Genomic DNA, 10477 nt, shown 5'->3' with positions numbered 1-10477 from the left:
AAGAATGGAATTATCGAAAGTCAGTGGTCAGCGGTCAGCATTCAGCCGTCAGCCATCAGGGAGCATTTTTTATTCAAAAGCACCTCAAGTAGCGTGGCACAGGCTTCTAGCCTGTGACCTAACCTATAAGCTGATAGCTGATAGCTGATAGCTGATAGCTGATAACTGATAGCTGATAGCTGATAGCTGATAGCTGATTACTGATTGCTATTCTTCATTACTGATTTTGAAATAGACCCCCCTTAATTTAAGGTCTAATCCATCTATTAATTGACCTGAATTCTCTTGCCATTCTGCTGATAGTCCAACAGTATAAGCTGTCTTCGTTTTATCAACGACTTTCTTTCCATCAGCATTTGTCGTTGAAGCACTAGAACCTGGAATTCTGACATGAAATTCATCCACATATAAACCAGCTTCAACCAGCACACTTGCCGCATCCTGTAAGACGGTAATATCTGGTAATTCGTCGGACTTGAGAGTGCCATCCTCATTCAGAAAGGAAGCCGTTGTGCCTGACTCAACTGCTCCTAGGGTTTGTAAAATACTGTTAAGAGAGGTACCTACTGTCCCTAAATAGACTCTCTCCCCTGCCGGAAGTTCAACTTCAATTCCCTTTTCTTTAATTTCATTAATAGCATTTTTAGGTTCTAAGGAAATTGTCTTTCCAGCCAGTTCTAGAGAAACACCAAAAAATACTTTAGTCTCTGCCATTTTTTCGCTCCTTGTTCAATCTAATAAAATCAAAAAATGTCAGTAAAATTAAAACACTATTACTTACCAAGTATAACTTATAAAAGTTCGATTGGTTTATAGTTGATCGAGCTTAACTTCAGCTTCCGGGGGAACCACTGATTCTTCTGGAATCTTTTGTGTCGAAAGATTATCATCAGCCACAGGATTTCCATTTTCGTCCACGAAGGTTAACCCTTTTTTTACAATCACACCATTGGGATAATCATCCGATTGGGGTACCGAAAATACGGTAACTTTAATCCCCCTCCGATCTTCAGGTTCCGGGATAGGTTGGAAGACATCAATCTTCAACTTCATTGCCAGTTCAGGAGCAACGTCTTGGTTACTTAGAAAACTGAAATCTTTAATATCAAAGGGAAAATCCTTGGCAAAATTGAAGGGAAACTGATCATTAATTGATCCAGTAGCCGTATAACAAGGATCCGGTGATGTACCTTCCGTAACAGTAATTGGTTTTGCCCACATATCAGATAATGGATGATTGTCAGATAAGGTGATGGGCAATTCTTCAGTAATGCTATAGGTAGTCTGTACTTCCTCCATAAACGTTGGGATATCGTTAATATCTTGATAATTGGGGATTTTCTGCTCTGCCATCGGATCTCCTGTTTATTTAAATTAAATTAAATCTATTGGTTAGTGGCTTTGTAAGCCGTCAGCCGTCAGCCGTCAGCCGTCAGCTTATTTTATTCAAAAGCCAACTAGCGTGGCACAGGCTTCTAGCCTGTGACCTAACCTATAAGCTGATAGCTGATAGCTGATAGCTGATAGCTGATAGCTGATAGCTGACGTTGCTTTTAATAGTTGGACATTAACCTTTGGTGGGGGACGCACCACCAGATAGCTGTAGTTATTTAGCATAAGCAGCATACCAGCCAACGGCATCATTACTATCAGTGGCATCAGGATTGCCAAAGATAACAATTTCGGTTTGTCCATTGGGGGGAAATGAGAGGACAAAAAACTTAAGAGCAACCTTCTTGATTTTCAACAAGTAAGCTGTACCAGAAGCGCTAGTCGAATCAACTAGTAATTCCACCGTCTTGAAGGACAGCTTCAGTACACTCTGGAGAGGAAAACCGAGCACATCCCCACCAATTCCCGGTAGCCTCAATCCTACAAAGGTTTTTGCTTTCCCCTGGGAACCATCCTGATTCGGTTCCCAGATAATCAACAGATTAACCACAAACTGAGCTGAACCCGACAATGCCCCTAAACTACCCAAATTAAACTCGAAGTTAAAACCAAAGCCACTGTCGGGCATAGAACCACTGCCCAAGGGAGTCTTTACAGTAAGATACCCTTTAGGCTTGCTATCGGGTTGAGCAGGGTCGAGATAGACGAAGTTAGCCAGCTTCAGGGGAAATTTGCTGTAGAGACTATGGGGGCGGGCTTTACTGCGAGCCAAATCAAAGGCAATTTGGCTGGCATCGACACTAAAGGTGATATCCTGGGTACCATTCGTATGCTTGCAGTTCATCACAATACTCAGCTTTGAAAACTGGAGGAATTGTTCGTTATTCGCTAGCTCATCCAGTTTTTGCTGCAACTCGGCTGAGGCTTGATTGAGAGTATCAATCCCTACCTGATAATCGTCTTCCAGGGCACGGGCACTGCGGTTGACCAGGTTGCTGGCAGTTAAGACTTCATCGGACAGGGAAGTATCTGACCCAAAGGATAATCCATCAAAGGCCTCTAGGTCACGGAAATTGAGACGACCCCAGAGGGTAAATCGTCCAATAGTGAGTGTAGTATCATTGCCTGGGGGATCTGTGGAAAAAGTGGCCTTAACGATGTCAACATTATTGAGAATATGACTATCGGGTAGGGCAAAATAGTTCTCGCCGCTAAAGCTAAAGCCATAGGTAATCACCCCATTGTGTTCTTCCGTAAAGCCCTGGAGAATGACGATATTGCGTCCTGATCGACTATTGAGTAATTGGGTAGCTTCGTCAAAGAGTTTATCTAGGGTAAGATTGACTTCACTGGAAAATGCCGTAATTTGAGAATTTTGGAATTGCACCCGTAAGTTGGCCACCTGGAAGGCATAGCCAGATGGACCGGTTTCTGGCACGGAGGTGTCTTGATAGTCCAGCAATCCAAACAGGGAAGACTGTTCCGCTACCAATTGCCCATTTTGGGGCAAAATCGGGGTGCCGTTACTTCCAACATACTGAGCGTAGAAATTATCCCGGTCTTGTATGCCACATTCTAGGGCTTTCAAGTCTGGAGGCATTCCTGTCCCGACCGGGAGCTTGACATTTAACGCGATCATCCCTGACCAAAAGGTGCTGCTGCCAACCCGGGCTAGAGGGGCAGCATTATCCCGGTCTTTTTCAGCAGCATTGGGGTCGTTTGCGGTTGCGATCGCATTTTCAAAGAATGTCACTAAGCGATCGCGCACTGCTTTAATCTCCTTGACCCGTTCATCGGCATCAGTTGCCGTCCCCACAAATACCTCCGGTTGTTCCCACAGGGCGGTATCCTTGAGAATATCAATCAGGGGCTTATCTAGGAACTTAAACAGTAAAACCGTATCAGTATCCCCTGTGCCCTGACGCCAATTGTCTGGATTGAGATCAAAGGTCCACCTTTGAATGGTCAGTTGGTTGTTCTGAAAATGCTCTTTGATAACTTGAGGAGGTTCATTGGTATCAAAGGTTTTTAGGGAAGTCGGGTCAGTGATCACCAGGAACATCTGACTCGACTGGAAAGCTGAACGGAGGGATGAACCCCGTTCTAAGTCTTGCAAACTCACATCCTTCTTTTCGGTATCCTTCGCCAGTAATAGACTGTTGAGGGTTTGATAATCAGAGGAATAGGTTGCCAGCAATCCTTGGGGAGTTGTACCGGTGATGGTTTCGGCTGTTGAGCTAGTAGCAGCAGCAGCCATGGCCTCAGCTTCAGGGGTAGCTGATCTACTCAAGGCACTGAATGCTTGCGGACTAGATGTCCCTATCCCTATGCCCTGTATTCCCTGAGCTTCACCGCTAAGTTGAGTGGTGTCTGTTTCAGCAACAATTCTAATTTTTTGGCGGCGCTGGGGATTGAGGATTTGTTCCTCCATTTGCTGATAGTGAGCCAGGGTTCCACTTACTCCACCATAGGGAAACAAGGGTAAATACTCTCCCCTTGGCAGTCCTGTAAAGGGAACCTCCAAAAACCTGAGGGGATCATCAGTTGGGTCTTGGTTTCCATCCTGAAACGTTGATGCTCGATACAGCAAGGACTGCTTGGGTTGGGAAAAATAGACCGGTAAATTCGTTACTTGGTCATATTCAATATATCCCCAAGCTGTAGTTGTTCCCGATTCTAGACGCTGCCCAGCTTCATTGGTATCTACAATTTGCTCAGGAACGAAATCCGGCGCAAAGGTCGGTTTTCCAGCTTCCAGATGCAGAATATTAACCTGTTGACTCGACAGTTGAATGTATTCAATCCCCGCTAATCCACACAAGAAGTTATCTTCATCTCGTATCGAAAAGTCCTTTCCACTGGGGATAGGGGTACTCTCGTAATTGGGAACCGAGAGAGTATATTTCCCTTGGGGGACTAGATACAAGGGTGAACCAAAGATGCTAGAATTCTGCCCTGGACGCTCTGCAAAGATTAGCCGACTGTCCCCATGACCATGGGGAGTGACATGGATGGAATATCCTAAATTGGTGCGATAACAAGAAGGCAAGGATAAATCCGAAATAGTAGAGTTTCCTGGCTCTACAAAGGCAAAGTAAGTGCGATCGCCATTCAAGGGTTGGAGGGGATCTAGGGCGCTATATAAGGTCAGATTTTGGCTACCATCCCCCTGCTCAGAATAATGGGAGGCAGCATCGCTATCTTCCCCCAGAAAGGGATATCGATGGCTAGAAATCAGGAAGTCCTGGTCGCTATTCAATCCTGCAAAACCAGACAAGGGGTCAGTGGCGTCTAGTAAGGAGTTTGCGGATTTGAAAAACATCCGCAACGTCACATCCAGATAGACCAGTTCCTCAAAGGAGGCTGTGCCAGGAGATCGGTTTTGCAAGGTCAGGGCAAAGGTCAGGCAACCGGCCAACTCTCCACTAAAGGGTAATGCCATAGCTTCCCCTGCCTGATTGACCTCAATCCCTTTCAGTTGATGAGCACCATAACCTGTGGACAAATAAAAGGGGTCAGTTTTCGGTAATTCAGTTTCCGGTGATTCAGTCCCAGTGTTAGGCAGGTTGTGTAGAGACGGATCGAGGGCAAACAGAAATCCGTCTTTAGTTCCATTCAACTGACAAGTTACACCACTAGCGATCGCTAATTCATAGTTGCGGAAATTAAAAAAGGTCAGTCGCTCTACAGTATCTGTTGGAGACAGGGTTAGGGCATGAAATCGCCAGCGAGAGACTAACTCCTCTGGGTTATCAATCCACAAAAACCGGGTATTGCGTACCGAAGGTGTAATCAGAAATTCACGAATGCGGTCGCTCAACACCGAAGGGTCTATAGCATCATTCCCCTCTGGCACAGCTTTGAGAAATAGATATACTCCCGTCTTTATTGTCCAAGTTTCTTCCAGGGAAAGGGTTTGGGAATCTGCTATCGATCCGCCATTAACCCAAAACCCAATGCTATAGGGCACGGTAGGGTTAACGGATTCAGATAAAACGTAGAGCGCCTGTGCTGTTGATTGGGTAAAGGTAGTCATCTGCTCACCCCCTACAGGACAATGCGATCGCCTTTTACCAGAGGCAAATCAAGCACTGGACTATCTACGTCCAGGTAGATAAAGCGATAGCTAGGTTCGTTAGACACCCCTTCGTGTAAAAGACGGCTCAACCTCGGTTTTCCGGTAGAGTTCAGTAGGGATTCTCCCAGGGATACTGAAGGAATACTGACACGTTGCTCCATCAGTTGTCGTAAAGTCGTTCCCACCGGAACAAATACCGGTTGTTCCTGTAGCACCACCGTAATTTCTGGAATCACTGTTGCCCGTCCTCGGAAATAAAAGCTGGCAACGTTTGTCTTTTTATCCAGGTCTGTTACTGTTGCGGCTCCCATAATGGTTGCAGCTTGTCCGGGATCGAGGGAACCTGCAGAGGGAGCTGCCAAACTAGGATAAACTAGCCGCAAGTAGGGTTTTTGATAGCCAACTTTAAAGGTATCCAGACTACTCCCAGCCCCTACCGTAGCAATATCTGTGGTGACATAGGGCTGAATTTGGGACAAAAACCCATCAAAGTTGATCATTAGGTTAGTGCCATCCCGATAACTGTTGAGGCTATAGTAGGACGTGCCACTGCCCACAAACCCTGAATTAGCCGTAGATTGGGCTGGATGAACGAATTGATAGTTTTGGTAATCGACCCGTAACCGCATTCCAGCTTGCAAATCCACGTAGCCATTAACGCTATCCAAGCCGTAGTAGTAGTAGAGAATTTCCTCAACCAACAACGGCATCCGTTCAGCAATCCGGGTTTTGACCAGGGTGAGGGTACCAGCAATCAGATTACTGTTGGTATCTAGTTGAGCAATAAAGTTGTCGTAATCGGTCTTAAGTTGATCTAGCCAATTGTCACTGCTTTCCGGAGGAGTTATGGTCAGGGTACAGCTTTGATCGGCATTTTCTGTCAGGGTAAAGATGCCTGCGGTGCTGGAAATGTTATTGGAATCCGCAGCAGTGTTGAATAACTGGGGCAATGTTGTAGTTTGGGTGATGGCAGCAGGGTCGTTGGGTTTGCCCAAATAAATAACAGGTTTTTGCTCCACCACCGTAAAGTAGTAGTCCGCTTGATGGCGAAACTGTTGTGCAAAGATCACATCTACTTGGGAGTTTAACCTTGCCAAAATCGCTTCCAGGATGTGATTGGGAGTCAGCGGTGGGCGAACTAGGGTAAACTCCGGCACTGTAAAGGTGTTTACCGTCCCTGCTTGATCTGTCCAATCAAAGGTTCCAGAGACTTTTGCCAAAAAGCCTAACTCAGTCAGTTCCAGGATTACAGTGGCGTTCATCACGGAAGCGATCGCTACCTGGTCGATAATTTTTTGGGAGGTACCGGGTTCAAAGATTGGACCTAAAGTAACTTGAAACGGTAGACTCAAAGTTCTTTGCCCTTCCAGGACAAACTGCTCATTGCGCCACCAGCCATAGAGTACAAGGTTTTCTCCCAACCAATTGCCCTTGAGAACGACTTTTCCATCTTCAATCCCCAGGGGGTCAAATTGACTCCGTTGTTGATTGTGACGAGCAAACAGTAGCTTGAAATCTACCGTCCAATCAAATGGGCGATAATCCCTTAATTGGGGGAGTTCCAGTTCAGACACAGAGGTGATGGAAGACATCTGCCATATCTCCCCCGTGCTATCTGGTTTCAGGAATAGACACAACCCCTCTAGGGTATTAATTTGTCCTAATCCGATTTGAAGGTCGAATTCCGGTGAATTGAGGGCAAGTTTACCCGGCGCATCCGCTTGAACTGCCGTAAAGGGAATTGACGTTTTCCATAACGTGCTATCCACTTGTCCCCACTTAAAGTACCAGGTTGGGGAGGTTCCAGGTTCTGATTGCCATTCCAGGGCAATCTTGGTGAAGTCAAACTCAGGGGTAACTTCCCGGATTTCAGAGGTGTCAACCTTAAGATTGAGCTTAGACTCTGAATAATGCTCTACATCCGGCATACCCTCCAAAGTCAGTTGAGCAGTTAGGGGTTGGTTCAAAGGAGTGGGCATATTAGTCAGCGTCAGGTTGCCCAAAATTTCAATAGTGGGGTAGTAGCGCTGGTAAATCGCCTCTGGTGTCAGGGCGGAGTCATAAATTGCCACCTCGTAGAGTTCCCCTTCCCAAGGGAAATCTTGATTCCTTCGGGAGTTGCCCCTGCGATCGAGAAATAAAACGTCATTTGCTAAAGCTAACTTAACAGCAGGGTCATTTGTCCAAAGATTAAGCTCCTGATCATCCCGATCTTTCCAAGGAGAATCCTCCTCATCATCCCGATTTTTCCAACGATTACCCCTCTGATTCCTATTTTTCGCACGATTACTCTGCTGATTCTTATTTCTCCAAAAATGACGCTCCTGATTATCGCTATTAATCCATTTTGAATTGTCTAGCTTGCCATTGAGATACAACTTGGCATTATCACTCTCATCCCCGAAGTTATTCTGTGAGAAGGTATAGACAACATAGGTTAGCTCGGTTGTTACTGTGTCGGGACTTGTCGTCAGGATTTGCCAATATCGGTTTCTATCATTAGTGTTGGTGCGCAATAGCACACTATACTCGTCGTGATGGTACCAATCCCCCGACCACCGATTTCCATAACCCTCTAGCCATTCTGAATCCCCTTGAGCCAGAGTCACATAGGGATTTTGAGGATCTTCGGATAGAGTCAGGACTATAGCTGGGTATTGTTGACCCGTTTGGCTAGGCTTAATCCAGGTTGCAATAGTGATTTCGTTGCTCTCTTGGAATGCCTTGATCAGTTTGCTAGCAGAACTTAGGTTTGCCGCTTCTAGGGTCGCATTTTCACTCTCGATCAAGCCATCTTTAACAGCGATAGACCCTAATCCCCACTGCACTGTTTCTGGCTCCGTTTGAATCCGTAAGTCGATGGCGGGTGCATCTTCGGTATTCCTCAAGGAGCAATCATAAACCCATTCTCCCGACTTTTCTCCAAACCAGTAGAGCACCTGGGGTTGAAGAGGATTTGATCCAGGTTTGACCGTAAAAGTCGTCAACTCCAAATTGCCCCACGGTTGAATCGGGATTTCCTGAGGATTATTAGGATTGTAATTAAAAATTAGTTCAGAGCCATCGCTCAACCCTGCCTCAAGGACAATATCTTGACCAGAGAAAACCGCCGTCACTGTTCCACTGACAGTGACGGTTTCGGAATTAAGTTGCTGGGTAAAACTCAGATTTAAATCTTTGAAATGAGTTGAGCCTTCCGGACTAAATCCAAAAGAATCAGTAGATTGAACTCCTAACGTAAATGAATCGCTGTCGTAGGTTAGTTCAATAGTATAAAATGCATCGAAAGGTGAGGCTGGTAATCCCGGTAAAATTAGGCTAGCTTGATAAAGGCTCTTATCAAGGGGTGCTCCAGGTTTGAGAATTTGTGCAACTGATGATTCTGCTAAAAACTCGGAGATTGTTTGTTTGCTATAGCGTTCCTTATCGAGTCCCTCAGGGATTGTAATCCAATAGATCTGGAAACCAGTCTGAGCATCAATCTCGTATTTAAAGTAGTACTCAGAACCTAGACTCAATAATGTTATAAATCCGTATGCGAGCATAAAAACTCCCTTTAATTCTATGGTAATGATTCAGAACGTAAGGTTATGGAATCAAATAAGGAGCAAGTGCAGTTTTATCAAGTTGAGCCGGTCGAGCTTGCTCAACAAACTCTATCACAGACTACCCCTAAGCAGAGCATTTTTTTTACTAAACTTAATATTTACTTAACTTAATAAATTAGCCGATAAATTAGCACTATCCTGAATATATTCCCGATACCGAGAGCGACTCCAGGTTTTTCCTTGATGTCTTTGCTGTCTGCCTGCTTGACGTTTAGGTTTTTCTCCTGTATCTTGTTTTTCTTATTTCTGAGTTTCCGTTTTTTTGAGTAGGTCTGTTGATGGCGTTTTTGATTAAATTTTGCGTTCTAATTCTACTACTTACAGGCAGTTTATCTATTTCTTGTTTCAGTTCTTCTATTGTTGCTTGCTGCTGATATATCTATAGACTTCGCTGCAGTCATGAGCATTTCTACCACTTCCTCCTTCGGCAACTGGTTGAATCGTTCTGGATCTAGTTCGTTCGGCTGGTTTTTGGTCACGTTCGCAATACTATCCCCTTTGTATCGCTTTTGTCAATACCCCACTCCTTTTCTCCTGACTTTAGTCAGGATATCAAAAACCTATCGCCAGTTAAAACCACTGTTAAAATTTAAAATTATGTTCCTAATATGTCTTTTATTTGCTAGACTGTTATCCGTAGAGCAAAACGATAAATTTTTGATGTTTATATATAAATAAATGTAGAATTATGCATAATATTAACTAAAAAAAACAAATTATATCATAATAATTTTGCCTTATTAAAACATTATTCAAGCATAAATTTACGGCAAATAAAGCAAACAAAATGATGCATTAAATTCTTGCCAAAAATTAGCTGATAATTCTTAAGCATATGCGCTACGCGGACGCTACGGGAACAGCATTCAGCCAACTCAACGAAAGGATAAAGACTTACAGTGATATCAAGTTGCGGTCAAACTTATAACTTCCTCTTCCACCCATCTCCCCATCTCCCCATCTCCCCATCTCCCCATCTCTTTATCCAACCAATCTACTCTTTTTGAATGCAACTCGGTATAACGTGGAAATCCCCCAGCGCGAGGATTGTTCCTGCCGGGGGAGGATGCCAATCCAAACCATACCTTAGAATTAGAGAGTTTTCCTATTTCATCAGCAAATTGGCTATATTGTTAAGTTTTGATAAGTTTTGATAAGTTCTATGGTGAGATGCCCAGAGGATGTTACTATCCGATGTTTCTGTATAAAAATTGTTAACGTGGATTAATGGGTGGAGAGATTTGGTGAGCCACTTAAGTCTAGAGCAAGAGGAGCAACTCCAGAAAATAGGGACCTATCTCAGCCAAGTCAGGCAGGAGAAATCTATACCTATTGAGGAAGTCGCTAACAACACCTTTATTCGATTGCATATATTGCAAGCCCTTGAAGCAGGGCAATC

The 10477-nt window shown here is 44.5% G+C and carries 7 protein-coding genes; 1 reads left to right on the top strand and 6 read right to left on the bottom strand.

The annotated features are described in order from the left end of the window. Positions 1 to 207: 207 nt before the first annotated feature. The 6 genes from F6K49_RS21330 to F6K49_RS21305 form a co-directional block, all read right to left on the bottom strand. Positions 208 to 714 carry a hypothetical protein gene (locus F6K49_RS21330; RefSeq protein ID WP_293099836.1) on the bottom strand — a complete coding sequence of 169 codons (507 nt, stop codon included), beginning with the start codon at positions 712 to 714 and terminating at the stop codon, positions 208 to 210. Between the two features lie 96 nt (positions 715 to 810). Beyond that, a complete protein-coding gene (locus F6K49_RS21325) occupies positions 811 to 1353 on the bottom strand; it encodes a hypothetical protein (RefSeq protein WP_293099833.1) in 543 nt (180 codons plus the stop codon). A 93-nt stretch (positions 1354 to 1446) separates the two neighbouring features. After that, the gene (locus F6K49_RS21320) at positions 1447 to 1617 is read right to left on the bottom strand and encodes a hypothetical protein (RefSeq protein ID WP_293023102.1); all 171 of its coding nucleotides are present in this window, start codon (positions 1615 to 1617) and stop codon (positions 1447 to 1449) included. Continuing rightward, positions 1607 to 5428 (bottom strand): hypothetical protein, encoded by a 3822-nt coding sequence (locus tag F6K49_RS21315; RefSeq protein WP_293099830.1) that lies wholly within the window; start codon positions 5426 to 5428, stop codon positions 1607 to 1609. Before F6K49_RS21315 ends, F6K49_RS21320 begins: the two co-directional genes overlap by 11 nt. 11 nt (positions 5429 to 5439) lie before the next feature. Further along, positions 5440 to 9015 carry a LamG domain-containing protein gene (locus tag F6K49_RS21310; RefSeq protein WP_293099827.1) on the bottom strand — a complete coding sequence of 1192 codons (3576 nt, stop codon included), beginning with the start codon at positions 9013 to 9015 and terminating at the stop codon, positions 5440 to 5442. 968 nt (positions 9016 to 9983) lie between these two features. Beyond that, positions 9984 to 10151, bottom strand: a complete 168-nt coding sequence (locus tag F6K49_RS21305; RefSeq protein WP_293023110.1) for a hypothetical protein — start codon at positions 10149 to 10151, stop codon at positions 9984 to 9986. Positions 10152 to 10322: 171 nt separating this feature from the next. Here F6K49_RS21305 and F6K49_RS53495 point away from each other — a divergent pair. Then, positions 10323 to 10477, top strand: a 155-nt coding sequence (locus F6K49_RS53495) for a helix-turn-helix domain-containing protein (protein WP_366514210.1), incomplete at its 3' end; no start/stop codon positions are given.

Source organism: Moorena sp. SIO3I6 (genome assembly GCF_010672095.1).
The sequence above is the reverse complement of the archived record's forward strand: the minus strand, read 5'-3'. Positions and strand labels throughout refer to the sequence as shown.

Excerpts from the sequence above, each read along its gene's own strand:
- F6K49_RS21330 (WP_293099836.1), bottom strand. The coding sequence starts at position 714 with ATGGCAGAGACTAAAGTATTTTTTGGTGTTTCTCTAGAACTGGCTGGA.
- F6K49_RS21325 (WP_293099833.1), bottom strand. The coding sequence starts at position 1,353 with ATGGCAGAGCAGAAAATCCCCAATTATCAAGATATTAACGATATCCCA.
- F6K49_RS21320 (WP_293023102.1), bottom strand. The coding sequence starts at position 1,617 with ATGCTAAATAACTACAGCTATCTGGTGGTGCGTCCCCCACCAAAGGTT.
- F6K49_RS21315 (WP_293099830.1), bottom strand. The coding sequence starts at position 5,428 with ATGACTACCTTTACCCAATCAACAGCACAGGCGCTCTACGTTTTATCT.
- F6K49_RS21310 (WP_293099827.1), bottom strand. The coding sequence starts at position 9,015 with ATGCTCGCATACGGATTTATAACATTATTGAGTCTAGGTTCTGAGTAC.